The following is a 24,999-nucleotide window of genomic DNA, read 5'->3' as shown; positions in this document are numbered from 1 at the left end:
AGCCGAGGTAGGTTCGGAGCCCGCCGCTACCATTAAATTATAGTTTAGCAAGCGCGTTGGTCACGAGCTCGAGCGGCTGTCAGCGGCCGGGCGCCTGCGACGCTAGCCTCCTCGGTGTCGGCGATATTCGGTCGGCGTCAATCCGGTGAATCTGCGAAACGCTCGCGTAAATGAACTCGTTTCGCGAAAGCCGACCTGGACGCCGATCTGCGTCACGGAGAGCGTCGGCGCTTGCAGCAGATTCCTGGCGCGACCGATCCGGCGTGCCATATGATAGTGATGCGGAGGCACGCCAAAGGATTGTGTAAAGGCGCGTGCGAAATGATAGAGGCTCAGACCGGCGAGCTCTGCGAGAGCGGCGAGCGAGATGTCTTCCGTGAGATGCTCCTCGATGAATTCGATCACGCGTTTTTGCTGCCACACGGGCAATCCGCCACGAATCAGCCTCGCTGTGGCAGTTGTCGCCCGTTCCAGTCGAATGAGCTCGTGCACGAGAACGACGCCCAGGGCCTCCGCATATTGGCGGCTGCCCGGATCGGAATTTCCGACTTCGGCCTTGAGTTTGAGTGCCGTGTCCCAGACGGCCTGGTCGAAAAAGAACAATCGGGGACCGATCGTGGGGCGGGCGCCGCCGGATTCCAGATCAAACAGCCGATCCTGCAGGTCGATATAGAAATACGTGACACGCGTCAGCACCCGTGGTGTCTGCCATCCGAAGAACTTGTGCCCGGCAGGGACGAAGCTGAGCTTGCAGTTGAACTCGCGCAAGGTCGATCTTGGCAGTCCCTCGATGAGCGTCTCGCCATCCTCCCGTTCTCCGCGTTCGTGAGCGATCAGCAGGTGTCGCGGAGCTTGAAAGCCGTATTCGAAAGTCTCGCGTCGGGTGACGTTGACCCTCTCGCCCTGGATTGCGCCCCAATTCGCCAATCGGCGACGAGCAATATTGGCCGGCGAAATCTCAACGATCGATCGAGAAGGAGGACGAAGGCCCGAGAGTGTAACGCCGATCTCACCCGTTCTTTCTCCAGCGACGAACGTTGACCGCCCCTGTCGATCAGGACTGTTATCGTCGGATCCATGGATGGGATCACGATCCATGCTGTCATCGAGGGCCATCGTTACTGCTGCTCACAATTGGGAAACGGAACCGGCGCTTCTCGCGCCGAGTCCGTGGAGTCTAGGCAGGCGGATTCATCGAACCACTAAATTGCTCTTCAGAGACTAAATTCGATTTTACTGGAGCGCCCAGCAAGAAGGCGTAAAGCCCGGCAAGCCGAGACAAGCACGAGATCGGCTCATCACCAGATACGTATCTGGATCCGCCGCAAAACGTACGCCTAGGGCGAGCGACCGGTGGACGCCCAGGAGCCGCCATGATCAAGCACGAGCCAAATTCACCTCCCGCCTTCGGAAGCGCATCGGGCGCCAAACCCGCCGGCCGCGGTCCGGTGTTGGGCGAAATCGGCTTTGTCGGCCTTGGTCATATGGGAGCGGCAATGGCCGCCAACCTCGTTGCCTCGGGAAGGCGGGTGATTGCCTATGTCCGCCGCCCGGACCAGGTCGCACGTCTGGAGACGCCAGGTCTCAGGGCGACGACCGATTTCAACGACCTGCTGGACTGCAAGGTCGTCATCAGCATGCTGCCGGACGACAATGCGGTGCGCGAAATCGTGTTCGGTCGCAGGGACATCGGTCTCGACGGTCTGGCCGCTGGTCTCATGCCCGGCGCGATCCATCTTTCGATGAGCACAATCAGCACCGCGGCCGCGGCGCAGCTGGCAAGCGAGCATGCGCGCAATGGGCAGGGCTATGTCGCCGCGCCGGTATTCGGCAATCCGGACGCTGCCAGGGCGCGCCAGTTGTTCATCGTGGCCGCTGGCGCTCCGGCCGATCTCGAGTACTGCCAGCCGATCCTCGACAATCTCGGGCAAAGGACGTTTGTGATCGGTGCCGAGCCTGGAAATGCAAACCTCGTCAAACTGCTCGGCAACATGATGAGCGCGACCGCGCTTGAGGTGCTCGGAGAGGCCGTTGCTGTCGTTCGAAAACGTGGGCTTGATCCGCAGCCCTTCATCGACATCATGACGAGCACGATGTTCGGCGGGCGTGCGCACAAGATCTACGGCGACAAGATCGCCAGACAGAACTACGCGGCCGGGTTTGTATTGCCGCTTGTGCTCAAGGACGTGCGCCTGGCGCTTGCGGAAGCGGAGAAAGCGGGCGTCCCGATGCCGTCGGTGGGCGTGGTCCGGGACCGGTTGATCACCGGAATCGCGCGCGGTTACGGCGAACTTGACTGGACCGCCCTCGGCCTTGTCGCGGCCGAGGAGGCCGGGCTCTACGCCGCGCCGCCGGTCACCGTCAAATGAATCTGAACCTGTCCGTCCCTCATGCCCGTCATGACGGATGCGTTGAAAGAAGGAAACAAAATCATGACTGATCAAGCAGAAGCTCTCAAACCAGCAATGGAGCTTGCCGAGATTCCGGGCACGTCGCTCAAGGTGTCGCCCGTCGCGATCGGCACGTGGGCCATCGGCGGATGGATGTGGGGCGGAACCGATGAAGCCGAATCGATAGCCACGATCCGCGCGGCATTCGAGCATGGCATCAACGTCGTTGATACCGCTCCGGTCTATGGGTTCGGCCGCTCCGAGGAGATCGTGGGCAAGGCACTTGCTCAGGGTCGGATACGCTCGGACGTGATCATTGCCACCAAGGCGGGACTCCAGTGGGATGGCGGAAAAGTATCTCGCAATGCCAGTCGTGCCCGTATCCTGGCGGAGGTCGAGGATTCACTGCGCAGGCTTCGGACCGATTACATCGACATCTATCAGGTCCATTGGCCTGATCCCCTGGTGACGATCGAGGAAACCGCGGAAGCGATGCTTGCACTGCTTGAGCAGGGCAAGATCCGCGCCATCGGCGTAAGCAACTTCTCCGTCCTTCAGATGGAGCGCTTTCGCAACGTCGCGCCGCTCCATGTTCTGCAGCCGCCGTACAATCTGTTCGAACGCGGGATCGAGACCGACCTTCTTCCCTATTGTCAAAAGAACAAGATTGCGACGCTGGGATACGGTGCCCTATGCCGCGGCCTGCTGTCCGGACGAATGCAGGCCGACACGGCCTTCGACGGCGACGATTTGAGGCGCACGGACCCGAAGTTCGTCAAGCCGCGGTTCGCGCAATACCTGACAGCCGTGGAGAAGCTCGATCGCCTCGCGCGGCGGTTCGGCAAGCGCGTTATTCACCTGGCGGTGCGCTGGATGCTCGACCAGGGTATCACCACGGCATTGTGGGGCGCGCGCCACCCACATCAATTGCAGCCGGTTGACGAGGTGACTGGCTGGCGGCTCGATCCTGCAACCAGGGCCGAGATCGACCGGATCCTGCGCGAGAGCATTACTGATCCAGTCGGTCCGGAGTTCATGGCGCCGCCATCGCGCAGTGCCGCCGCATGAGACGCGGCCCGCCAGATTTCATATCGGCGATTGTGGTCCGACGACTTCGGTCGTCGGACCACGTGATCGTTCGGGTCGGGTCGAGAAACTAACGACGAATTTAATGGGCCTCCCGTCTCCCGCCACTACCTTCGGGTAGCTCACCTTGTCCCGGCGGGAGGATTGCAATGGACATGACAGCGCTTCTTCTGTCGCGTATTCAATTCGCCTTTACCATCACGTTCCATATCATCTTTCCGTCGTTCACGATCGGGCTGGCAGCCTGGCTCAGTGTTATCGAGGCTATGGCTCTTGCAACCGGCCGTCCGGCCTATCGCGTGATCTTTGAATTCTGGCTGAAGATATTCGGCGTTGCGTTCGGAATGGGTGTGGTATCCGGGATCGTGATGGCATTCCAGTTCGGCACCAATTGGAGCGTGCTGTCCAAAATGTCCGGGCCGATTCAGGGTCCGCTGCTGATGTATGAGACCTTTTGGGCGTTCATGCTCGAGGCCAGTTTCTTCGGTGTCCTCATCTTTGGCCGCAGCCGCGTGCCGCCATGGTTCTATCTGTTTTCAACCGCGATGGTTGCGCTGGGGACCACGTTTTCGGCGTTCTTCATCATGGTCAACAACAGCTGGATGCAGGTGCCGTCGGGCTACGTCATGGAAAACGGCGCCTTCGTTCCCGACGATTGGACCAAGATCCTCTTCAACTCGGTTGTCTGGTCGCGATTTCCCCACATGTTGCTCGCTGCCTACCTGACCGGTGCTTTCTGTGTTGCCGCGACCGGGGCATGGTACGTCTTGCGGAAGGTATACCACGCCGAGTCGCGCATCATGCTGCGCATGGGCCTTGGTCTGGCGGCCGTGCTGATGCCGATCCAGCTGCTGTTCGGACATCTGAACGGCGAGTATGTCAATTCCTATCAACCGTCCAAGATGGCGGCCATCGAGGGACGCTGGAACGATGAGAAGCCAGGCTCTGAAGTGCTGTTCGCCTGGCCCGACGTGGAGCACAGGCGCAACCTCTTCGCGATCACGTTGCCCCCGCCCTTTGGCAGTCTGATCGATTCCGACAGTCTCACCGCTGCGGAAACAGGGCTCAACAGCATCCCCCAGGAAAACTGGCCGCCGGTGGTGATCCCGTTCTTCGCGTTCCGGATCATGGTGGGATGCGGTCTGGTGATGCTGGCGCTCGCCTGGTTCGGTAGCTATCTGAGCTACAAGCACCGCCTGGCGTACAATCGCCCGATGCTTTGGCTGACTTTCTTCAGCTTTCCGCTGCCGTTCATAGCGATCATTACCGGCTGGTTCACCGCCGAGGTCGGCCGCCAGCCCTGGGTTGTCTTTGGCTTGTTGCGAACCGCGGATGCCATGACGCCATTCCTGACCACGACCGAGGCGACGATTTCGCTCGTGATCTTCTGTGCGGTTTACGCTTTTATCTTCCTGTTCGGCACGTTTTACATCTACCGACTCATCCGCATTGGTCCCGCCAGGAAGCCGTTCGAGGTTCCGCATGTCGTGGTCCCGAACCGTCCGATGTCGCTCGCCGATGAAGAGTCAACTCAAGCACCAAACTATATCAGCGCTGGAGAATAGCCGTGGTCATGTTCTGGGTTTCGCTGTTGGCGGTGAGCATTCTGCTCTATGTGCTGCTCGATGGCCTCGATCTCGGTGTTGGTCTGCTGTCCGGCCTCGCCCGCGGTGAAGCCAGGCGCAGTGCGATGTTGAGCGCGGTGGCGCCGATCTGGGACGGCAACGAGACCTGGCTGGTGGTTACCGCGGTGATCTTGTGGGGAGCTTTCCCCGTGGTCTATGCAGCGTTGCTGTCGGCATTCTATCTGCCTCTCATCGTCATGCTGCTGGGTCTGATCCTGCGCGGCGTGGCGTTCGAGTTTCGGTACAAGACACAGCGGCTGCGCTGGATCTGGGATGTCAGTTTTGTCGGCGGCTCCCTGATCGCCACTTTCATACAAGGGTTGACGGTCGGCGCCCTGGTCGAAGGGCTGCCGTTTACGAACGGCCAATATTCCGGCGGCGCGATCGGCTGGCTCACGCCGTTTTCCGTCCTTTGCGGCATCGGCCTGTGCCTTGGCTATGCCCTTCTCGGTGCTTGCTGGCTGATCAGGAAGTGCGAGGCCGACGTTCGCGACATCGCTCGCCGCCAGATCCCCGTGCTCGCGATCGGTGTATTGGCGTTCCTCGTGCTCGTTTTCGCCTATGCGCTGGCCGAGCACCTTCCGATCCTGCATCGCTGGATCGACCGGCCGTATCTGTTCGTATTCCCGGTGACAGGAGCGTTTGCGGCCACGGTGCTCGCGCTCAGCATCGTGAAGCACGACGATTACCTGCCGTTCTACATGGTTGCGCTGATCTTCATCTCGGCATTTGCCACCCTGGCGCTGTCGTTCTGGCCATACATGATTCCCTCCGTCATCACGGTTGATCAGGCCGCGGCGCCGCCGTCGAGCCTCAATTTCATGTTCTGGGGGTGTGGCGTCATCGTCTTCCCCCTGATGCTGGTGTATACGGCCGTCAGCTACAGTGTCTTCCGGGGTAGGGTCGGGACGACGTCCGGATATGGCCATCATTGAGGTTCGGGCTAGGGGCGGCTGGTCTCGAGCTGAGCGGCTGGTCCCGATCCGGTCTTGCGATCCGCGTCTCAAGCCTCGACCCCGAGCGTCACGCTCCTGGCATCGATGCCGACGCGCCATGACGGCCGGCGTCGCACCGCCTCAATTCCGTGAGGTGCTGTCGGGGTTCAGATCCGGCGCGGATGTCCGGCTCGGTACGCGAATCCGGACCACGCCGTGGTTGAGAGCCTGATGACATGAATTGCACGCGTCGGTCAGGTCGGCGTAGGCCTTGGCGCCGCTTGCGGCCCAGCAGCCATGCCGGGCGAGGTCGCAAGATCGATCGCCATGATCGTTGCAGCGATCGCAAGCGTGGCGAGCGCGATCGGACCTTGCGGGAGGCTTCCGGCCTTGACCCCGGTCATGCGCGCAGCGGCAGCCGGGAAAGCAGCTTGTCGAGCGTGATCGGGTAATCCCGTATCCGCACGCCGCTTGCGTTGTAGACCGCGTTCGCGATCGCCGCGCCGGCGCCGCAGATGCCGAGCTCGCCGATGCCCTTGCTCTTCAGTGGATTGGATTTGTCGTCGAGCTCGGCAAGGAAAATCGCGTCGATCGACGGAATATCGGCGTGCACCGGCACGAGATATTCGGCGAGATCCCGATTGACGAAATAGCCGAACCGGGAATCGAGCGTCATCCCCTCGTGCAGGGCGGCTCCGACGCCAAACACCATTCCGCCGATCGCCTGCGAGCGGGCCGTCTTGGCGTTGAGGACGCGACCGGCGGTGAACACGCCGAGCATGCGCCGCAGCCGCACTTCGCCGGTATCCATGTCGATGCCGACTTCGGCAAAATGTGCTCCGTAGGACTGCTGCGAGAAATCCTCGAGCGTACGGCCGGGCTCAATTTCGCCGTCGGCCTCCATTCCCCCGTCGAGAAGGTCGGTCAGTTTTCGGGTCTGTTCTCCGGATGCAATGCTGCCATCGACGAAGCGGGCGCTTGCCGGATGCATGCCGGCGGCCCGTGCCAGCTTTTCACGCAGCGCATTGCAGGCCTCGAACAGCGCCGAGCCCGAGCTGCCTGCGCCCCACGACCCGCCCGAACCCGCGGCCTGCGGAAAATTGGTATCGCCGAGCTCGACCCGGATCCGTTCCATCGGCAGGCCAAGCATCTCGGCGGCGATCTGCGCCAGGATGGTATAAGTCCCCGTGCCGATGTCGGTCATCGCCATTCGGACGGTGGCGTTGCCGTCAGGATCCAGCCGGACGTTGGCCCTGGAGAGCTGGAGCGGATTGCCGCGCGTCGCCGCGGCCATGCCCATCCCCACCAGCCAGCGTCCATCGCGGACCTGGCCCGGCTTCGGATTGCGCTTGTCCCATCCAAATCGACGCGCCCCTTCCTGCATGCACGCGATCAGGTGACGGCTGGAATAGGGGATATGCTTTTCCGGGTCCTCGCTCGGTTCGTTGCGAACGCGCAGTTCAATCGGGTCGAGCCCGATCTTTTCGGCCAGTTCGTCCATGGCGCATTCAAGCGCCATCAGCCCGACCGACTCGCCGGGTGCGCGCATTGAAGATGCGACCGGAATATCCAGCGGGACCAGACGGTGTCGCGTCAGCCGGTTTTCGCCCGCGTAAAGCGTGCGGGTCTGCAGCGCCGCGCCTTCGTAGGTCTGCTCGCTGGGCAAATTGCCCGAGAACACATCGTGACCGATCGCGAGAATTCGACCATCGCGGTCAGTCCCCAGACGAACCCGCTGGATGGTGTCCGAGCGGTGCGTCGTGACGTGAAAGATCTGCTGTCGTGTGAGTGCGACTTTCACCGGTCGCTTGAGGTGCCGCGCGGCGATCGCGGCCAGGATGGCGTCGGCATTGACCCAGAGCTTGCCGCCGAACCCGCCGCCGATGAACGGGCTGATCAGCCGCACATTCTCGACCGGAATTTGCAAGGTCTTGGCGATGACCTTTTGTCCCTGGTTCAGCATCTGGTTCGCGGTGTGCAGGATCAACTGGTCGCCGTCCCACATTGCCAACGTGGCATGGGGCTCCATCATGGCGTGACTTTGCAATGGTGTGGTGTAGGTCTCGTCGATCTTTACCGGTGCGTCGGCGAACGCGGCGGCGAAATCACCCACGGCGCTGTCGGCGGGCTGACCATCGCTTGGTCGCGGAACGCGCGCCTCGCGGAGGTTGGTCCGGAGCGGGTATTTTCCGCTGGACCGATCGTACTTCACATCCACGAGGTAGGCCGCGGCCCTGGCCTGCTCGAAGCTTTCCGCGACCACGAAGGCGACCGGCTGGCCATAACACGTCACTTGTGGGCCGGTGAGCACCGGGTGCGCCTCGCGGTGATTGCCGGTACCCTGCGCGGGCGCGTGGCGGTGGGTGAGAACCAGCACGACGCCGGGCGCCTTCTCCGCAGCCCGCGTATCGATTGATCTGATCGTTCCCTTCCCGATCGAGGCCTCGACCACGAAGCCATACAGCACGTTCCCCTGCTGCATTTCATAGGCGTAGCGAGCGCCGCCCGTGACCTTCAACCGGCCATCCACGCGGTCGAGTGGCTTGCCGACAACGCCTTCTCCATCCAGGGCATTGGGGCCGACGGGTGAGTTCATTTCCATGCGTTCGCTTCCTTAAGCCCGGGTGATCTCGGCCAGCACGCTGTGCAGGGTGCGGCGCGTCAGCGGTATCTTGAAATCATTGCCGCCGAATCCGCGCGCGCCTTCAAGAACCGCCGTCGCGGCTGCATCGAAGGTTGCTTTATCGGCGGAGGCGTTCGCAAGTCTTTGCTCGGCCTGCGGCGATCGCCAGGGTTTTGGCGCCAAACCGCCAAAGGCGAGCCGGGCCGAACGAATCCGGCCGCGCGTGCTGTCGACGATTGCAGCGACCGAAACCAGCGCAAAGGCATAGGAAGCGCGGTCACGAACCTTGCGGTAGACCTGCACGCCCGGTGGCGGCAGAGGCAGCGTTACCGCGGTGATGATTTCACCCGGCTTGAGCGACGTCTCGATCTCGGGCGTGGTGCCCGGAAGGCGATGAAACTCCGCGATCGGAATGAATCGGGTGTCACCCGCGGGATTGACCGTCTCCACCTTGGCATCGAGCGCACGCATCGCCACCGCCATGTCCGACGGCTGCGTCGCGATGCAGTGCTCGCTGGCACCCAGGATGGCGTGAATGCGGTTGAAGCCGGCGAGCGCCGCACAGCCGGACCCCGGGTTGCGCTTGTTGCAGGGCTTGGTGACGTCATAGAAATAGTAGCAGCGGGTTCGCTGCAGCAGATTGCCGCCGGTCGTGGCCTTGTTACGCAACTGCGCGCTGGCGCCCGCCAGCAACGCGCGGCTCAGGACGCCGTAACGCTGCCGCACGCGCGGGTCGGCTGCGAGATCGCTGTTGCGCACCAGCGCGCCGATCCGCAAGCCTCCGTCGGGGGTCTCTTCGATCTTGTCGAGCGGCAGGCGGTTGATATCGACCAGGCTGGATGGGGTCTCCACCTGCAGTTTCATCAAATCGAGCAGATTGGTGCCGCCGGCGATGATCTTCGCGCCGGACCGGGCGGTGGCGGCCGCCGCCAGCGTGACCGAATCGGCTCGCTGATAATTAAAGGCCTTCATGTCTGCAATCCCGCAGCCTGTTTGATGGCTTCCACGATGTTGGGGTAGGCCGCGCAGCGGCAAATGTTGCCGCTCATGCGCTCGCGAATTTCCGCGTCGGTGAGTTCGGCGGCCGGTCGCGCCAGGTCTTCCGTCACGTAGCTCGGCATGCCGAGCCGGCTTTCAGCCAGCATACCGATGGCGGAGCAGATCTGGCCGGAGGTGCAGTACCCGCACTGAAAGCCGTCATGCTCGACAAAGGCCGTCTGCAGCGGATGCAGATTGCCGCCTTCGGCGAGCCCCTCGATCGTGGTGACGGATTGTCCGTCGTGCATCACTGCAAGCGTCAGGCAGGAGTTGATACGGCGGCCTTCGATCAACACCGTGCAGGCGCCGCATTGGCCGTGATCGCAACCCTTCTTTGAGCCTGTCAGTGCGAGATGCTCCCGCAACGCATCGAGCAAGGTCGTGCGCGGATCCAGCGTCAGCAAGTAGGCACGGCCATTGATTCGGAGCTCGACCTTCACGGCGGGGGCGGGCGTCTCTTCGTCGGCCAGGCCAGCCGCGAAGGCTGCGCGCGGCAGCGTGGACAGAAGCAGCGCGGTCGTTCCGGTCTCGACCACTGTGCGTCGGGTCACCTTGATGCCGCCGAGGTCGGGTTTGGGGTCTTGGTCGTCCATGATTGCTCCATGTTTGCATGGCCCGTGAAGACGACGTGCAGGGACACAGCAGGCTTACGGCCTGGCGTTGTCCCGCCGTCCGCAGGAGGACGCCCGGCTTACGGCCAGGTGTCGTCCGGCAGATTGACGACGATTGGCGTCGCTGTGCTGCGCACCACCACCCATCGAAACGGCTCCAGCTTCGACGGGTTGATTTCCATGTGCGGCAGGAAGGCGGGGACGTGAATGAAATCACCGGCCTTCGCGCGGGCGACCGATTCTCCCTTTGTCCCCCAGCGTACTTCGCAGATGCCGGAAAGGACGTAGGCGATCGTCTCCTGCTCGCCGTGATGATGAATTCCCGTACGCGCTCCCGGCTCTACCTCGAACAGGCCGCCCCAGATGACCGACGCCACGCCGAGCGCCGGAGCGATGGCGGCGCGACGTTCGGAGCCCGGTGTCTGCGCGGTTCCCGCGTCGAACTCGGCCGGGCCGACGATGCGAATTGCCGCAGGAGAGCTCATGACGTTCCGGAGCAGTTTTGGATCGATAACCCTGAAGCTAAGAAGCGGCTGATCGGAGAGCTACTAAATTGGAGTTTAGTGTCCGCACCTGCCTCGTCCGTTATTTCACCGATCCACCTTGATCCAGACGACGGAGAAAGCACGCTCTTCATCACGGGTGAGGGCTTATCGTTGGCCGCTCGGCGCTGTGAACTTTAATTTAGTGGTGCGTGAGAGACCCATGCTTAGCTCGAATGTCAGCTGTTTTCATGGTTGCCGGGACCATCGCCGGCATCGGTTTGCGGTTTGCTGCAGGCAGCAGTACCGGGTCACGGGAAGGACCAATGATGATCTTCGCCTCGAGCATGTTGAAGCGCGTGACTTGCGGCAAGCGGCGAACATCGCCTCCCGGCCGAGGCTGCCGGCAAACGTGGGCTTTCGCCGGCGCGGCGCTGGCGATCGTTGGCGGGCTGACGGCAGCGGCACAAGCCGCCGAGAGCGATACGAGCCCCGGTCTTCGGAATTTGACGTCGGCACCGATCACGCAGGTCTACATGTCGCCGGCCGGGCAAGACACGTTCGGTCCCGATCAGATCGCACTCGTTCCCGGTGGCGAGGTCGGTCACGACAAGATTCTTGGACTTATCGGCATTGCCCCGGGACGCTATCTACTGAGAGTCACCGACAACACGGGGCGTGTTTGTTGGGTGCGCAACGTCACGCTGGAAGCCAATCAGGTGGTTTCCCTGCTGGATAAAGACCTGACTGATTGCGACCCTTGAGCCGCGCGCCTGCGCGTGCACGCGCGTGATCCGAATGCAGTCGCAGCAAGCGGCCGTGATGTCCAAGACGGCACGGCGGTTTCCGGTGAGCGTCGCGTTTGGCGCGCCGTGTCCTATGACCGACGCTATTGCCGGCGCCCGCCGAAGGAACTGTTCAGATGCCGGACGCACGAAGCGACCTGACTCGAACGGCAGAAAGTCTTCATCGGGGAATGAAGGCAGCCGCCGACGCAATGGGCATATTGCTGGTTGACGGATTTCATTTTTTGGCGCTTTTCGCGATAGGCGCAACAACGGTCTGGTCGGCTATTACCGCTTTCATCGGCATGCTCGGCAAGGGACGGGCCGAACTTTCGGACATCCTGCTTTTGTTCATCTATCTTGAAATCGGCGCTATGGTCGGAATCTATTTCAAGACGACCAAGCTTCCGGTTCGCTACCTGATATATATCGCAATGACCGCGCTCGGCCGCGTCCTGATCGAGATTGGGGGCGCGGAACACAAGACGGGGAAGGATCTTCTGATAGTGGCAGGAGCGATCCTGGTCCTCTCCTTTGCCGTGCTGGTTCTGCGGTTCGCGTCCTATAAGGATGATCCATCCGACAGGCCCGGTTACGGGGCCTAGCGCGTCAGCCTGATTGGTCCAGTTCTCGACTTGCTGCGCGACTAACATGCCCTGATGCAAGCTGACGACCGGCGCAACTCCCGAGGCGCTTCACACCACTGCATCAGGCAGCCGCTGCCCAATCTGCGACGACTTCACGGCGACCGGGCATTCGACCAGATCGGGTGCCGCCAGCCCTTTGTGATCAGAGGCGTCTGTAACGCCGCCGCTCAGAAAAAAACGACCGATGAGCAAAGCGCGGTAGCTCGCGCTGTGCTCATCGGAACTGCGCTGCATCGGACGCGGACTCGATCGCGCGTCACGTGCCCGATCACACCGGCATGACTTCCGGCTTGTTCTTCGGGAATTTTGCGATGGTGGCTTCGCTGACGTTCAGGTGCTGGGCAACCATCGCCGGCGGCGTGCGGGATATCCAGTCGGACAGCGAGACATCCGCGAAATAGGGAGCTCTGAACACCTCGAGGAACTGCAGATCGGTGTCGCCCGTGTTCTTGATGTAGTGCCCGAGGTTCTTCTTGACGTAGCCGACGTCGCCCGCGTTGAAGTCCATGGTGACGGCGTTCGGGCCCGTGTTGAAGATTGTCATTTGCCCCTTGCCCTTGATCCAGTACTGCCATTCATCGGCGTTGGGGTGCCAGTGCATCTCCCGCAAGCCGCCGGGACGCACGGTTACCAATGCGGCGGCGACGGTCGTGGAAACGGTGAAATTGCGGCTGTCGGCAATCCGCACCGAACCGCCTTTGGTTTCGCGCGCCGGAGCACCCGAGCCAAGCGAGAAGGTGAAGGGGTGCGGCGGCGCGCCGTTTCCGCTCACCGCCAGGCGGTCCGCGGCGAGATCGCCGGGCAGGTCGCCCTGGAAGATATAGAGGTCGCGCAGGGGAATATCCTTGAACGTCTCGACCGGTACACCGAAGTTTTCGGCCAGGATGTTGGGCGGCGTGTGCGTGAACCATTCCGAGACGAGGAGGGTGGTGAACTCGGAGGCCTTGCCTTCATCGAAGCATATCACGAACTCGCAGCCGTCCGGGCCGAGCCCCTGCAGCGAATGCGGCAGGCCGGCGGGGAAATACCAGAGGTCGCCCTCCTTGACGTCGGCGATATAGGGTCGGCCCAATTCGTCGAGCACGGTGATGCGGCAGGTGCCGTAGGTCATGTAGGCCCACTCGGCAAACTGGTGCCAGTGCATCTCCCTGATGCCGCCGGACGTAAGCCGCATGTTGACGCCGGAGATGGTGTCCGCAACCGCAAAGGAGTCCTGTGTCACCTGGCGCGCCCAGCCGCCGTTCTGAATGCGCCGTGGCGCGTTGTTGAATGACGCCCAGCTCAGCGGCATGCTGCCGACGTCGGTCGCGGGCGGGGAAAACGCACCGGGGAACTGATCCCTTATCGCCGGGTTCTGCGGACCGGGATCGCTGATGCTCCTCGGGTTCTTGGCGTTGACCGCGCCCTGCGGCGGATCGTTCGGATTGCCGAAGCTGATATCGCTCTTCACCGGAGTGTCAGCATTAGCCGTGGTCATTGTCGCTGCCGCCATCGCCCCACCCACGGCCGTCGCTGCCAGCATGTCTCGCCTCGAAAACATCGTGAATCGCTCCTGTTGCAGAGATGATATGTGAGTACCTGGGAGATGGTGGCGAGCACCTCGTACACGCCACTAAATTTGCGGTTAGACTACGAATCCGTGCCTATGTTGTGGGTGCCGTTTTCGCGGGTTGCCGCTTCCGCTGCGCTCCGGCGCACGCCAACCATTTCCAGCGGCTTGGGGATGGCTACGATCCCAGTCATTCGGCGGGCGCCGGCGCCTGCGCTGCATGGCCGGCGACTGTGTGCTTCTTCTTTTCTCCGAACAGCCGTGTCTGCAGCCGGTCGAGATAGATGTAAACGACCGGCGTCGTATAGAGGGTGAGGATCTGCGACAGAGCGAGGCCGCCGACGATGGCGTAACCGAGCGGCTGCCGAATCTCCGAGCCGACGCCGGTCCCGACCATCATCGGCACGGCGCCGAGCAGCGCCGCCATCGTGGTCATGAGGATCGGGCGGAAGCGCTTGATGCAGGCCTGGTAGATCGACTCTTCGGTCGTCAACCCTTCATTCTCTTCGGCCTGCAGGGCAAAGTCGACCAGCATGATGCCGTTTTTCTTGACGATGCCGATGAGCAGTATCAGGCCGACGATCGCGATCACGCTCAGATCGATGTGAACCGCCATCAGCAGCAGCAGCGCACCGACGCCGGCCGAAGGCAGCGTCGAGATGATCGTGATCGGATGGATGATGCTCTCGTAGAGCACGCCGAGGATGAGATAGATGACAAAGAGTGACGCAAGGATGAGGATCGGCGTGCTCTTCAGCGACGATCCGAAGGCTTGCGCGTTGCCCTGGAAGCTGGTCTGCAGCGAGAGCGGCGGGTGCAGCGATTTTTCGACCGCCCGAATGTCGCTTACCGCCTGGCCGATGGCTGTGCCCGGCGCAAGGTTGAACGAGATTGTCACCGACGGGAATTGACCCGTGTGGTTGACCACGAGCGGCGCGACCTTGATCGCGGAATCGACCAGCGTGGATATCGGCACCTGCTGGCCGCTCGACGATTTGACGTAGATGTTCGCCAGCGCGTCGGGCGAATACTGGAATTTCGGGGCGACCTCCAGAACGACATGATATTGCTGCAAGGTGGTGTAGATGGTCGAGACGATGCGCTGGCCGAAGGCATCGTCGAGCGTATTGTCGATCGTGTAGGGCAGGATGCCGTAGCTCGAGGCGACGTCGCGCTTGATCGTGATGTCGAGCAGCGGCCCGGCATTGAGCTGGTCAGTGGCGACATCGGTGACGGAATGGAGCGACTTGATTTTCTCGTAGAACAGGTCTGTCCAATGGTTGAGCTCGCCAGGGTCGGCGTCGTTCAGGGTGTACTGAAACTGAGTCTTGTTCAGCCGGGCGCCGACCGTGATGTCCTGCGCGGCCTGCATATACAGCGTGATGCCCTGGATCTTGGCGAGGTTGGTCCGCAGCCGCGCCATCACCTGGTCGATTGGTCCACGCTGCTGTTTCGGCTTGAGCTGAATGAATACGCGTCCGTCGTTAAGCGTGAAGAGACCGCCGCCGGCGCCCGTCGCGGCAGCCACTGAGTCCACGGCCGGATCTTTCACGATGACGTCGAGCATGGCTTGCTGGCGCTCGGTCATAGCCTGGAACGAAATATCCTGCGCCGCCTCCGACTGGCCGATGATCAATCCGGTATCCTGCTGGGGAAAGAAGCCCTTGGGAATGATGACGTAAAGATACCCGGTCACCACGACCGTGCTGATCATCACCATGAGCGTGATGAAGCGGTGCCGAAGCACGATCTTGAGACCGGCCTCATAGGCGTAGAGCAGGCCATCGAAGCCGCGCTCGGACATGCGGTAAAGCCATCCGTGCTCATTAGTCTCCGGCTTGAGCAGGTATGCGCACATCATCGGCGTCAGCGTCCGCGAGATCACCAGCGAGAGCAGGAGAGCCACGCTCACGGTGATCGCGAATTCGCGGAACAGCAATCCGACGTAACCGCTCATAAGGAACAGCGGAATGAACACGGCGATGAGCGAGAACGTGATCGCCACGACAGTGAAGCCGATCTCGCCGGATCCCTTCATCGCCGCGGCATACGGCGACATGCCCTCTTCTATGTGCCTTTGGATGTTTTCGATCTCGACAACGGCATCATCGACCACGAATCCGACTGCGATCGACAGCGCCATTAGAGACAGGTTGTCGAGCGTATAACCCATCTCGTACAGGACAGCGAAAGTACCGATCAGCGACAGCGGTACCGTCACAGCCGGAATGACGGTCGCCCAGAAACTGCGCAGGAATATGAAGATCACCATGACGACGAGTGCGATCGTCAACAGCAGCGTGAACTGCACGTCGGCGACCGACGCGCGGATGGTCTGGGTGCGATCGGAAATGACGTCTATCTTGACGGCGGCCGGGATCGAGGCCTGCAGCACAGGCATCATCGCCTTGATCCGGTTCACCGTCTCGATCACGTTGGCGCCGGGCTGGCGCTGCACCGCCAGAATGATGGCGCGCTTGTTGTTTTCCCAGCCGGCAATCAGTTCGTTCTGTCCCGCGCTGATGACGTGCCCGATGTCGCGGATGCGGACCGGCGAACCGTTGCGATAGGCGATGATGAGATCGGCGTATTTGTCGGGCTGGAACAGCTGATCGTTGGTATTGAACGTGAAGGTCTGGCGCGGGGTGTTGAGCTGACCTTTCGGAAGGTCAACGTTCGCCTGGCCGAGCACGGTGCGCACATCCTCGAGGTTGATGCCCCGGGCGGCCAGCGCCGCCGGATCGACCTGCACGCGGACGGCGGGTTGTTCCTGACCTCCGATGCCCACGAGCCCGACCCCGGAGATCTGCGAGATCTTTTGCAGAAGGATATTCTGTGCATAGGCGTCGACCACGGTGATCGGCAGGGTGTCCGAAGAGACCCCGAGCACCAGGATCGGCGTGTCAGCCGGATTGACCTTCCGGATCATGGGTGGATACGGCAGGTTCTTCGGCAGGTACGCGGACGCCGTCTGGATGGCCGACAGCGTATCGCTGACCGCGCCATCGATATTGCGGCTCAATTCGAACTGCAGGGTGACCTGGGCATAGCCCAGCGCGCTCGATGAAGTCATCTGCGTAAGGCCGGGGATCTCGCCGAACTGCAGCTCCAGCGGCGATGTCACCGTCGCTGCTATGGTCTGCGGGTCCGCGCCCGGCAACTGGGCCGTGACCGTAACCGTCGGATAGTTGACGTTCGGCAGGGAGGCCACCGGCATGAGCGGGTAGGCAACCAGGCCGCCGACCAGCAACGCTACCATCACCAGCGCGGTGGCGATCGGCCGTTCGATAAACGGTGCGGAGATATTCATGGGATCGGCGCCTGCATTGCGTCCTGCGCGGCCTGCTCCTGGGCTGCCTTGCCGTGCAGAAGCGCGACATGCGTGCCCGGCTGCAGCTTGTATTGTCCGTCGGCCACGACCTGCTCGTTGGCCGAAAGGCCGGAATCGATCAGCGCCTGGCCGTCGCTGATCTGCGCGACCTTGATTTTGCGGACTGCCACGGTGTGGTCGGGATTGATGACCCAGGTATAGGGTCCGTTCGCACCCTGCTGCACGACCCCTGCCGGAACGGTCAGGCCGTTATGCCTGGTATCGAGGAGCAGCCGCGCATTGACGAGCTCGCCCGGCCAGAGCCGGTTTTCCTTGTTGTCAAAATTCGCCTTGAGCTGGATCGAGCCGGTTGTCTGCAGGATCTCGTTGTTGACGAGGCCAAGCACGCCTTGATCCAGCCGCATCGTATTGTCCTGGTTGTAGGCAAAGACCGTGAACGGCGTCTTGGTCTTCTGCTGTTGCAACTGGATTTGCGGCAGACTCGTCTCCGGGAGGGTGAAGATCAGCGAAATCGGATGAAGCTGCGTGACGACGACGAGGCCGTTCGTGTTTGACGGACTGATGATGTTGCCGACGTCGATTTGGCGAATGCCGACCACGCCATCGATGGGCGCCGTCAGGCGGGTATAACTGAGCTGCACATTCGCGGAGTCGATCAGCGCCTTGTCGGTCTTGACGGCCGCCTCCAGCTCGTCCACTTGCGCCTGCTGGGTTTCGATCAGTTGCGGTGTGGCCCAGCCCTTGTCTCCCAGTGTGGTGTAGCGGGTGAGATTGGTGTGGGCATTCTTGAGCTGAGCCTCGTCGCGGTCCAGATTTCCGTTGTACTGGTCGAGCAAGGCCTGGTACGGACGCGGATCGATCTGCGCGAGCAGGTCACCGGCATGGACGGCCTGGCCTTCGGTGAAGTTGATGCTGACGATCTGCCCCTGGATCTGGGCGCGCACGATGTCGGTGTTGTACGCAATCACCGTGCCGACGCCGACAAGATAGATCGGCACGTCATGCTGGGTGACCGTCGCGGCGACGACCGGCACCGGAGCCGGCGGAGCCGGCGCGGCAGCGACCTTGTCCAACGCGTGGATATGCGCGAAGTGCAGGCCGCCGGCCGCCAGCGCCGCAATCAGCAGGACGGACGGGATGACGACTTTCTTTTTCATGACGCTCTCCTCCCAGATGAAGACGTGTTTCACGGAGTGGTGCTTGTCGCGCGCGACGAAATGGTGGGCATCACTGGTGCTGCCGGACTCGGCCCAACGGTGCCCATGATCGGCGACACGGTCGGCGTCGGTATTGCCGGTGCGGAGCTGACCCCTAAATTGCCGATCTGGTAGGATCCGAGCGGAATTCCGGCGGGGGCGCCGTGTGTCGTGGTGGATGACGTTGACGTCGGGTTCGACGATGCCGTGATGCTGCTCGAGCCGGAGCCGCACATTCCCGCCAGCCCCGACGTTGCCACCATTCCTGAGGATGTCGATTCTCCCGACGTCGCCGAGATCGCCGTCGATGCTGACGGCGCTACGCCGCCCATCGTGGCCGCGGTGGTGGGCGACGAGGTTCCGTTTGCCATTGCCAATCCGCCACCGTCGTAGGTCGCGGGCGATCCGAACGTTCCCATTGGCGAAGTCGCCAAGGTCGAACAGGCTCCCGCACCGCTGCTTGTGCTTGGAACATCAATTGTGCCGGTGACGCCGTTGGGTACCGGATTGACCGGAGTTGATACGCCCGGCGCCAAACCATTGGCGCCGACCGGCGCGCTGGGGTCCGCTCCGAGCGAAGAGGTGACGCCGAGCGGAGGCATGGCCGTCCCGACCTGGGCGAATGCCGGTCCGCAGCACAACATGGCTATCGCGAACATCAACAATGATCTCATCGGGAATCCCCTATTCGATCGGAAGGATTGCGCGGCGAGTGGCCGCAAGCAGCGCAGTCGCCAAGACAGCGGAAGCGGCGGCTTTCCTTTTCATGGCCGCTGACAAAGGATAAATCTTCTCAGCAACCGCGCGTCGATCGACGTGCCCTGGACCCCGCCGTTGCCTTCGCCGGCGAAAGTCCCGGGCCCCACGGGGCTGCCCGTGGTCGCGCAGGCCGGATTGCTCGAGGTCGGTGTGGGCGAAGTCGTCGGTGAAATGGTGGGCGTCGTTGCAACCGGCGAACTCGGCGCCATCGTGCTCACGGTGGGCAATACGCTTGGCAGCGGCACTGCCGGCGTGGAACTAACGCCAAGATTGCTGATCTCGAAGGATCCGAAGGGAATTCCGGTGCGGGCGACGCCGCCCGGCGCGGTGGGCGAGGTCGACGTTGGACTGGAGGAAGCAGCAACGCTGCCTGAGCCGGATCCGCACATTCCCGACATCCCCGACGTGTCCAGCAGTCCTGGGGACCCGAAGGTTACCGGCAATTCCGACGTCACCGGTGTTGCCGGCGACATTGATGTCGTTGATGTCGCCGACATCGCTCCAGCGCCCGAATTCGCCGCCGTGGCGGGTGTCGCGGCTGCGGCTCCCGTTCCGCCTCCGTCGAAGCTTGCGGTCGAGCCGAACATTTCCGTGGGCGCAGTCGCCGCCGTCGAACATGCGGTGGCGCTCGTTGTCGTTGGAATTGTAATCGTGCCCGTTACGCCCGTAGGCACCGGACTTACTCCGGGCGAGGTGATTTCGGTGGCGCCGAACGGGATTCCCGTCGGAGAAACGCCAGCGTCTGTCGCGATGCCAAGGGGCGAAGTCGCGCCAATGACGGGCGTAGGGGCGGTGTCCGTTCCGTCAAATTGTCCGTCGATCTGTGCGACGGCAACGTTGGAGACGAACAGCGCTGGTAGGACCGCGGCTATCAGCGAGAATTTCATCGATGTTCTCAGTTTGTGGCGCGCACGAAGTCTTGGCAGAGGTCAGCCGCGGCAGATGTCCGATGTCTTGTCCGCATCCGATTTCAGCCGTGCCGTGTCGGACGTTGGCGCGAAGGCGCCGGCAATGATCGGCCTGGCTACAGGTAAGGCGCGCATCGAGTTGCTCCTTCGAAGCTAGCCGCGGGGCGTTTCGTCCTATGCTGCGGCTGGCTCTCGACGTTTCGGACGAGGCTCTTGCGGTCGGAAGGTGGCTGGATCGTCCGAGTAGTTCAATTAAATACGCGTTTATGGTCTCGGCGCCCGCAAGCCCGGCATGTCACCCTTGGCTCGAACCAGCGAGCTTGCATCGAGTCCGCTGCACCGCTGCGCAAGTCTGAACTATTTTTTAATTGAGCCGATCGCACTCACCCCTGATGTCCATGAACCGGGCTTCTGACGGAAACCGCCTATCCGCGCGGCGCGCAGGCACGACGATCATGGAGAGCACAATGATGAGCGATGACGATGTCGTTGGCGTCGGCGAGTATGAAGGCGCTGCAGCGGGCTGGGGCGCGCTGAAAGCGGTGGCGGAAGCCGTCCGCAGCCAGAAGGCCGTCGTGAAGGAAACACGCGGTCTCCTCAACATGAACCAGCCGCACGGATTCGACTGTCCGGGCTGCGCCTGGCCCGACCCGAAACATACGTCCTCATTCGAGTTCTGCGAAAATGGCGCGAAGGCCGTGTCATGGGAGGCGACTGCCAAGCGGACGACCCCCGAATTCTTCGCGGCCCATACCGTCAGCGAACTCTGGAACTGGTCGGACTTCGACCTGGAGAACGAGGGGCGCCTGACGCATCCGATGGCCTACGACCGGGCAACCGATCGATACCTGCCGATTTCGTGGGATGAGGCGCTCGCGAAGATCGGTGCAGCGCTCCGTCAGTTGCCCAGCCCCGACATGGCTGAGTTCTACACATCCGGCCGCGCCTCCAATGAGGCGGCGTTTCTCTACCAGCTGTTCGCACGGGAATACGGTACCAACAATTTTCCCGATTGCTCCAACATGTGTCACGAGGCAACGAGCGTCGGATTGCCGGAATCGATTGGGGTCGGCAAGGGAACGGTAACGCTCGAGGATTTCGATCACTGCGACGCGATCTTTTGCATCGGCCACAATCCCGGGACCAATCATCCACGTATGCTGACGACACTGCGAGAGGCGTCAAAGCGAGGAGTTCCAATAATCGTGTTCAACCCGCTGCGCGAGCGCGGATTGGAGCGGTTCACCTCGCCGCAGCACCCGCTCGAGATGCTGACGCTGAATTCGACGCCGATCGCGTCGACCTATTATCAGGTGAAGGTCGGCGGCGATATCGCGGTGCTCAAGGGAATGATGAAGACGCTCGTGGCGCTCGATGCAAAAAGCCTCGCCGAAGGCGGCCCGGGTGTTCTCGACCGCGACTTCATCAGGAATCATACCGCCGGCATCGATGAGTTGCTGGCTGACCTCGACGCCACCTCGTGGGACGCGATCGAGGAGGCGTCCGGTCTGTCACGGTCGGAGATCGAATTAGTCGGCAATATCTATGCCAAGGCGGAGCGGGTCATCATCAACTACGGCATGGGGATCACCCAGCATCGTCACGGGACCGGCAATGTGCAACAGATCGCCAATCTCTTGATGCTCCGTGGCAATATCGGGCGCAAGGGCGCCGGCATTTCTCCGCTGCGTGGCCACTCGAACGTACAGGGGGACCGAACGGTCGGCATCACCGAGATTCCGGACGACGCGCTCTTGAACGGATTGGCGCGCGTTTTCGGATTCGAGCCGCCACGCGACAAGGGCCATAATGCGATCGAAGCGATTGAGGCGATCCGTGATGGACGCTCGAAGGCTCTGGTCTGTCTTGGCGGCAATCTCGCCGTTGCGATGGCCGATCCGGAAGTCACGTTCAAGGCGATGCGGAACCTCGATCTGGCGGTCCATATCGCCACCAAGCTCAATCGTTCCCATCTGCTGATGGCGAAGCAATCCTTTATTCTTCCTTGTCTCGGACGCACCGAGGTCGATATTCAGGCGTCGGGCCGCCAGTCGGTCACGGTAGAAGATTCAGTGTCGATGGTTCACGCCTCGCGCGGTGGCCTGCAGCCCGCGTCGGAGCATCTCAGGTCAGAACCAGCCATCATCGCCGGGATGGCTCTGGCCACGCTGCCGAACACGCGGGTCGGATGGGCCGAGCTGGTCTCCGATTACGGAAAGATCCGCGATGCCATCGAGGCGGTCTTCCCGGCATTCGCCGACTTCAATGACCGCATAAAAACGCCAGGCGGTTTTCGGCTGTATGTTGCCGCGTCGGAGCGTGAGTGGCTGACGCCGACGAAGAAGGCCAATTTCATCGTCTATCCCGGAGTAGAGGAGGGTGATCCGCGTCTGGCGGATGATGAAGCTCTCACGCTCACGACGATCAGAAGTCATGACCAATACAACACGACGATCTATGGCATGAACGATCGCTATCGCGGAATTACCGGTCGCCGGGACGTCGTATTCGTCAATGAGCGAGACCTGTCAAGCCGCGGCTTGAAGCATGGCGACCTCGTCGATGTCAGCGTCGCATCCGATGCGGGATCGAAACCAGGCGCGCGAGCGATGCGCAATCTGACCGCGGTCGCCTTCAATATCGCGCAGGGCTCGGTTGCGGCCTATTATCCGGAGGCCAATGTCCTGGTTGCGCTCGATCACTACGATGAGAAATCGGGAACGCCTTCCTACAAGTCGGTTCCCGTTGTGGTTCGCGCCTCAGTAAAATAAGGATGAGCCGTCGAGACCGATGGCAGGTGAGAACTCACCTGCCATCGTGAATTTGCCATCGTGAATTGCGAATATGCTGATCTCGATGATGGCGCCGCCGAATGCGCGACTGGCGCCTTGAAAAGGCGTGCAGCGCTCGGAGCCGTGTGCAGTTCCGTGGCTGAACAGCTCGAGCGCTACGCCTCCGTCCTGAACGAACGGATCGGTTCGCTCAGGTGCTCCAGGCACCCTGCGTCGTCGCCGGTGTCCTTGCGATGAAGTTTTTGACGGCCTTGCGTACCTTCTCGAAGGCGCGCACCTCGATCTGCCGAATGCGTTCACGAGACACCTTGAATCTCTCCGCGAGATCTTCGAGCGTCTGTGGTTCGTCGGCGAGTTGGCGCGCCTCGAAGATGCGACGTTCGCGGTCGTCCAGTACGTCGATCGCAGCCACCAGTGCCTTGAGCCGGCGTTCCTTCTCGTCCTGTTCGACGACGATGGATTCCGGTGACGGCGACTGATCAACCAGATGATCTTGCCACTCGCCGGCTTCACCATCGTCCCGAACCGGGGCGTTGATCGACTTGTCGCCGCCGAGCCGGCGATTCATCTCAACGACGTCGTGGTCCGGGACAGCGAGATCCTTTGCGATCGAAGCGACCTGATCGGGATGCAGATCGCCGCTCTCGAAAGCGGCGATCTTGCTTTTCGCCGTCCGCAGCTTGAAGAAGAGCTTCTTCTGGTTGGTCGTCGTGCCGATCTTCACGATCGACCAGGAGCGCAGGATGTAGTCCTGTATGCAGGCCCTGATCCACCAGATCGCATAGGTGGCGAAACGGAAGCCTTTCTCCGGCTCGAAACGGTTCAACGCCTGCATAAGGCCGACATTACCTTCGGCGATGATTTCCGAAAGAGGCAGGCCATAGCCGCGGTAGCCCTTTGCGATCTTTGCGGCGAGACGCAGATGACTTGTGACGATCTGGTCCGCGGCGTCGCGGTCGCCGAGCTCGCGCCAACGCCTGGCGAGCTCATACTCTTTATCCCTCTCGAGCATGGGAAAGCGCCGGATGTCGTTGAGATAACCGTTGCCGCGTCCGATTTTGACGAGCGCCGGCTGAAACCGTGTCCGGGTCGCGAGGCCGGCAAACTGTCCTTCAATGCCCATGTTAGTCGCTCCAGTCGCTCTCTTGCGCCAATCGGAAGTTGATTGGATCACCAGATGATAAGCGCAGCGCGGGGGCGAGCTACTAAATTGACGTTTAGGACTCTAAATTAGATTTCAAAATGCGAGGTTTCATCGGACGGCAACGACTCGCCGGGAGAACCGGCGTTCGCCATGCCGGTTCTTCCAGGCGAGTCTGTTCAGTCCGGGGGCCGGCAACTGCGGCCAACGTGGTATCGTTCAGTAGGTGTAGGTGCAGTACGGCCAGTTATATGAGGTGTAGTACGGGCAACCGACGCCGTAGTCGTAGAACCCGCCGCCGAAGCGGCGCCCGCCAAAGCGATCGAAGTGATCGTGGCGAACGCCTGCCATGTGGCCCACGCCAAGGCCGCCGATGCGACCTCCACCAATACCTCCGATGTGGCCACCGCCAAATCCGCCGATATGGCCACCGCCAAAGCCACCGATGTGACCGCCGCCAAATCCGCCGATGTGGCCGCCGCCGCCAAATCCACCACCATGTCCTCCTCCGCCGCCACCACCGCGGGCCTGCGCGCCAGTGGCAACAAGGCTGCCGGCAAGCACCGCGCTTGCCAAAATCATCATCACTCGTCCTCTCATGACTTTCTCCTTTGGAATAGGCGGACTTTCCGCCGCAGGCTCCTTGTCAGACGTGGGCGTCTCGACGAGACGAGCGTCGACGTCGCGATGCACTGGAGATGGGATCTCTCGGCTGTCGTCCCTATTAAATTCGCATTCAATCATGCTGATCGAACGGCGGGGTGCACAACGGCTCGCGCGAGCAATGGCCACGACGCCTGATGATCGTCTGTGCTTCGGTGATGACAATTCGAAGATGGTCCGGCTCTTGTCGAAGCAATGGAAGCCGCCGCGATCTCTGACAAGAAATCGGACGGCGCATGCCTGCCTCCAGGGGAGGAGGGACATGAGGCGCGGCGTGCGCCGTCCACTCGACAGCCGCATGATATCGCCTCGGGGGACAGGCGTGGCTGCTCAACACAAGCTAGGCGCAGGCAGCTGTTGGCGCCATTAAATATTGGTTTAGAGACGTTGCCGGAGCGATCAGCGAGGTTCGCTGAACAGGGGACGGTTCGCCAGGAG

At 61.8% G+C, this 24,999-nt stretch carries 22 protein-coding genes; 10 read left to right on the top strand and 12 right to left on the bottom strand.

The features are described 5' to 3' along the window. Positions 1–102: 102 nt before the first annotated feature. Positions 103–1,116 carry a helix-turn-helix domain-containing protein gene (locus QOU61_RS31615; protein ID WP_289655102.1) on the bottom strand — a complete coding sequence of 338 codons (1,014 nt, stop codon included), beginning with the start codon at positions 1,114–1,116 and terminating at the stop codon, positions 103–105. A 380-nt stretch (positions 1,117–1,496) separates the two neighbouring features. Here QOU61_RS31615 and QOU61_RS31610 point away from each other — a divergent pair, with 380 nt between their 5' ends. The 4 genes from QOU61_RS31610 to cydB all read left to right on the top strand — a co-directional run bounded on the left by QOU61_RS31610 (position 1,497) and on the right by cydB (position 6,036). Beyond that, the gene (locus tag QOU61_RS31610; protein ID WP_289655101.1) at positions 1,497–2,369 is read left to right on the top strand and encodes an NAD(P)-dependent oxidoreductase; all 873 of its coding nucleotides are present in this window, start codon (positions 1,497–1,499) and stop codon (positions 2,367–2,369) included. A 63-nt stretch (positions 2,370–2,432) separates the two neighbouring features. Then, on the top strand, positions 2,433–3,458 hold the full coding sequence (locus QOU61_RS31605; RefSeq protein ID WP_289655100.1) for an aldo/keto reductase: 1,026 nt from the start codon (positions 2,433–2,435) through the stop codon (positions 3,456–3,458). A gap of 167 nt (positions 3,459–3,625) precedes the next feature. Further along, on the top strand, positions 3,626–5,041 hold the full coding sequence (locus QOU61_RS31600) for a cytochrome ubiquinol oxidase subunit I (protein WP_289655099.1): 1,416 nt from the start codon (positions 3,626–3,628) through the stop codon (positions 5,039–5,041). A 2-nt stretch (positions 5,042–5,043) separates the two neighbouring features. Continuing rightward, positions 5,044–6,036 carry a cytochrome d ubiquinol oxidase subunit II gene (gene cydB, locus QOU61_RS31595; protein WP_289655098.1) on the top strand — a complete coding sequence of 331 codons (993 nt, stop codon included), beginning with the start codon at positions 5,044–5,046 and terminating at the stop codon, positions 6,034–6,036. Between the two features lie 254 nt (positions 6,037–6,290). On the opposite strand, the gene QOU61_RS31590 is transcribed toward cydB, so the two are convergent. The 5 genes from QOU61_RS31590 to QOU61_RS31570 form a co-directional block, all read right to left on the bottom strand. Next, the gene (locus tag QOU61_RS31590) at positions 6,291–6,440 is read right to left on the bottom strand and encodes a hypothetical protein (protein WP_289655097.1); all 150 of its coding nucleotides are present in this window, start codon (positions 6,438–6,440) and stop codon (positions 6,291–6,293) included. Next, complete coding sequence (locus tag QOU61_RS31585; RefSeq protein WP_289655096.1) at positions 6,437–8,638, bottom strand: xanthine dehydrogenase family protein molybdopterin-binding subunit; 2,202 nt, start codon at positions 8,636–8,638, stop codon at positions 6,437–6,439. Before QOU61_RS31585 ends, QOU61_RS31590 begins: the two co-directional genes overlap by 4 nt. A gap of 12 nt (positions 8,639–8,650) precedes the next feature. Continuing rightward, a complete protein-coding gene (locus QOU61_RS31580) occupies positions 8,651–9,631 on the bottom strand; it encodes an FAD binding domain-containing protein (RefSeq protein ID WP_289661962.1) in 981 nt (326 codons plus the stop codon). Beyond that, complete coding sequence (locus tag QOU61_RS31575) at positions 9,628–10,290, bottom strand: 2Fe-2S iron-sulfur cluster-binding protein (protein WP_289655095.1); 663 nt, start codon at positions 10,288–10,290, stop codon at positions 9,628–9,630. The genes QOU61_RS31580 and QOU61_RS31575 overlap by 4 nt, the downstream gene beginning before the upstream one ends. Positions 10,291–10,388: 98 nt before the next feature. Continuing rightward, a complete protein-coding gene (locus QOU61_RS31570; RefSeq protein ID WP_289655094.1) occupies positions 10,389–10,793 on the bottom strand; it encodes a cupin domain-containing protein in 405 nt (134 codons plus the stop codon). Between the two features lie 323 nt (positions 10,794–11,116). Here QOU61_RS31570 and QOU61_RS31565 point away from each other — a divergent pair, with 323 nt between their 5' ends. Beyond that, positions 11,117–11,554 (top strand): hypothetical protein, encoded by a 438-nt coding sequence (locus QOU61_RS31565; protein ID WP_289655093.1) that lies wholly within the window; start codon positions 11,117–11,119, stop codon positions 11,552–11,554. A gap of 158 nt (positions 11,555–11,712) precedes the next feature. Next, on the top strand, positions 11,713–12,180 hold the full coding sequence (locus QOU61_RS31560; protein WP_289655092.1) for a phosphate-starvation-inducible protein PsiE: 468 nt from the start codon (positions 11,713–11,715) through the stop codon (positions 12,178–12,180). Between the two features lie 90 nt (positions 12,181–12,270). Here the strand turns inward: QOU61_RS31560 and QOU61_RS31555 are convergent, their stop codons facing one another. From QOU61_RS31555 to QOU61_RS31540, 4 genes are all read right to left on the bottom strand, one after another. Further along, a complete protein-coding gene (locus QOU61_RS31555) occupies positions 12,271–12,456 on the bottom strand; it encodes a hypothetical protein (protein WP_289655091.1) in 186 nt (61 codons plus the stop codon). Positions 12,457–12,490: 34 nt separating this feature from the next. Next, positions 12,491–13,762, bottom strand: a complete 1,272-nt coding sequence (locus tag QOU61_RS31550) for a cupin domain-containing protein (protein WP_289655090.1) — start codon at positions 13,760–13,762, stop codon at positions 12,491–12,493. A gap of 199 nt (positions 13,763–13,961) precedes the next feature. Further along, on the bottom strand, positions 13,962–17,081 hold the full coding sequence (locus QOU61_RS31545; protein WP_289655089.1) for an efflux RND transporter permease subunit: 3,120 nt from the start codon (positions 17,079–17,081) through the stop codon (positions 13,962–13,964). After that, entirely contained in the window at positions 17,078–18,532 is a 1,455-nt protein-coding gene (locus tag QOU61_RS31540; RefSeq protein ID WP_289655088.1) for an efflux RND transporter periplasmic adaptor subunit, read from the bottom strand. Before QOU61_RS31540 ends, QOU61_RS31545 begins: the two co-directional genes overlap by 4 nt. Here QOU61_RS31540 and QOU61_RS31535 point away from each other — a divergent pair. The 4 genes from QOU61_RS31535 (at position 18,509) to QOU61_RS31520 (ending at position 22,736) form a co-directional block, all read left to right on the top strand. Then, on the top strand, positions 18,509–18,691 hold the full coding sequence (locus QOU61_RS31535; RefSeq protein WP_289655087.1) for a hypothetical protein: 183 nt from the start codon (positions 18,509–18,511) through the stop codon (positions 18,689–18,691). The two genes, QOU61_RS31540 and QOU61_RS31535, sit on opposite strands and share 24 nt — an antisense overlap. 102 nt (positions 18,692–18,793) lie before the next feature. Next, entirely contained in the window at positions 18,794–19,075 is a 282-nt protein-coding gene (locus QOU61_RS31530) for a hypothetical protein (RefSeq protein WP_289655086.1), read from the top strand. 99 nt (positions 19,076–19,174) lie between these two features. Then, positions 19,175–20,122, top strand: a complete 948-nt coding sequence (locus QOU61_RS31525; RefSeq protein WP_289655085.1) for a hypothetical protein — start codon at positions 19,175–19,177, stop codon at positions 20,120–20,122. A gap of 313 nt (positions 20,123–20,435) precedes the next feature. Next, complete coding sequence (locus tag QOU61_RS31520) at positions 20,436–22,736, top strand: FdhF/YdeP family oxidoreductase (RefSeq protein ID WP_289655084.1); 2,301 nt, start codon at positions 20,436–20,438, stop codon at positions 22,734–22,736. Positions 22,737–22,947: 211 nt separating this feature from the next. Here QOU61_RS31520 and rpoH read toward each other — a convergent pair whose 3' ends face one another. Next, positions 22,948–23,769 carry an RNA polymerase sigma factor RpoH gene (gene rpoH, locus QOU61_RS31515; RefSeq protein ID WP_289661959.1) on the bottom strand — a complete coding sequence of 274 codons (822 nt, stop codon included), beginning with the start codon at positions 23,767–23,769 and terminating at the stop codon, positions 22,948–22,950. Positions 23,770–24,117: 348 nt separating this feature from the next. After that, positions 24,118–24,498, bottom strand: coding sequence for a hypothetical protein (locus tag QOU61_RS31510; RefSeq protein WP_289655083.1), 381 nt, complete (start codon positions 24,496–24,498; stop codon positions 24,118–24,120). Positions 24,499–24,999 lie beyond the last annotated feature (501 nt).

It is taken from the genome of Bradyrhizobium sp. NP1, from assembly GCF_030378205.1.
In the GTDB taxonomy this organism is placed as follows: Bacteria; Pseudomonadota; Alphaproteobacteria; order Rhizobiales; family Xanthobacteraceae; genus Bradyrhizobium.
The sequence above is the reverse complement of the archived record's forward strand: the minus strand, read 5'-3'. Positions and strand labels throughout refer to the sequence as shown.

Coding starts and splice junctions, on each gene's coding strand:
- QOU61_RS31615 (WP_289655102.1), bottom strand. CDS start 1,116: ATGGCCCTCGATGACAGCATGGATCGTGATCCCATCCATGGATCCGAC.
- QOU61_RS31610 (WP_289655101.1), top strand. CDS start 1,497: ATGGCCGCCAACCTCGTTGCCTCGGGAAGGCGGGTGATTGCCTATGTC.
- QOU61_RS31605 (WP_289655100.1), top strand. CDS start 2,433: ATGACTGATCAAGCAGAAGCTCTCAAACCAGCAATGGAGCTTGCCGAG.
- QOU61_RS31600 (WP_289655099.1), top strand. CDS start 3,626: ATGGACATGACAGCGCTTCTTCTGTCGCGTATTCAATTCGCCTTTACC.
- QOU61_RS31590 (WP_289655097.1), bottom strand. CDS start 6,440: ATGACCGGGGTCAAGGCCGGAAGCCTCCCGCAAGGTCCGATCGCGCTC.
- QOU61_RS31585 (WP_289655096.1), bottom strand. CDS start 8,638: ATGGAAATGAACTCACCCGTCGGCCCCAATGCCCTGGATGGAGAAGGC.
- QOU61_RS31580 (WP_289661962.1), bottom strand. CDS start 9,631: ATGAAGGCCTTTAATTATCAGCGAGCCGATTCGGTCACGCTGGCGGCG.
- QOU61_RS31575 (WP_289655095.1), bottom strand. CDS start 10,290: ATGGACGACCAAGACCCCAAACCCGACCTCGGCGGCATCAAGGTGACC.
- QOU61_RS31570 (WP_289655094.1), bottom strand. CDS start 10,793: ATGAGCTCTCCTGCGGCAATTCGCATCGTCGGCCCGGCCGAGTTCGAC.
- QOU61_RS31565 (WP_289655093.1), top strand. CDS start 11,117: ATGATGATCTTCGCCTCGAGCATGTTGAAGCGCGTGACTTGCGGCAAG.
- QOU61_RS31560 (WP_289655092.1), top strand. CDS start 11,713: ATGCCGGACGCACGAAGCGACCTGACTCGAACGGCAGAAAGTCTTCAT.
- QOU61_RS31555 (WP_289655091.1), bottom strand. CDS start 12,456: ATGCAGCGCAGTTCCGATGAGCACAGCGCGAGCTACCGCGCTTTGCTC.
- QOU61_RS31550 (WP_289655090.1), bottom strand. CDS start 13,762: ATGTTTTCGAGGCGAGACATGCTGGCAGCGACGGCCGTGGGTGGGGCG.
- QOU61_RS31545 (WP_289655089.1), bottom strand. CDS start 17,081: ATGAATATCTCCGCACCGTTTATCGAACGGCCGATCGCCACCGCGCTG.
- QOU61_RS31535 (WP_289655087.1), top strand. CDS start 18,509: ATGCTGCTCGAGCCGGAGCCGCACATTCCCGCCAGCCCCGACGTTGCC.
- QOU61_RS31520 (WP_289655084.1), top strand. CDS start 20,436: ATGAGCGATGACGATGTCGTTGGCGTCGGCGAGTATGAAGGCGCTGCA.
- rpoH (WP_289661959.1), bottom strand. CDS start 23,769: ATGCTCGAGAGGGATAAAGAGTATGAGCTCGCCAGGCGTTGGCGCGAG.
- QOU61_RS31510 (WP_289655083.1), bottom strand. CDS start 24,498: ATGAGAGGACGAGTGATGATGATTTTGGCAAGCGCGGTGCTTGCCGGC.